The sequence below is a fragment of the Vibrio sp. 10N.222.49.A3 genome, assembly GCF_041475145.1.
In the GTDB taxonomy this organism is placed as follows: Bacteria; Pseudomonadota; Gammaproteobacteria; order Enterobacterales; family Vibrionaceae; genus Vibrio; species Vibrio tasmaniensis_A.
Map to the genome: position 1 here is coordinate 1 of NZ_JBFRVM010000321.1, position 373 is coordinate 373.

Below are 373 nucleotides of genomic sequence, written 5' to 3' on the forward strand. Positions count from 1 at the left end.
ATCTGTGGAAAATATTGTCGTGATTGCCGCTCATGTAAAAGCAAGAGCCAGGCATTCCAGTGTTTGGCTAGAACTGACGGTTTTGTTCCCAGAAACAGAACTCAATAAGCCGTACTGGGGGCAAGGCATCGCGAGAGGTCATGTGATTACTGAAACAAATAAGGTAGGGCTGAATAGTCGTGCTGTAGTCATAGGATGGGTGACAAACAACCATCAATACATCGAAACATAAAAGAGTGGATCATCCCCTTAATTATAAAATGGAGACTTAAAAGATGAAATATCTCTCACACTATATTCAAGACAAACAAACTCAGGCTTTTAATGAGGCAGGGGCGTTCTTTGCTTTTTCTAATCAACAGTTCGATGATGA

At 41.0% G+C, this 373-nt stretch carries 1 pseudogene; it reads left to right on the forward strand.

Features of this window, described 5'->3' with window-relative positions:
* Positions 1-232: pseudogene (locus AB4589_RS25365) on the forward strand (hypothetical protein); the annotation flags it as partial.
* Between the last annotated feature and the right edge of the window lie 141 nt (positions 233-373).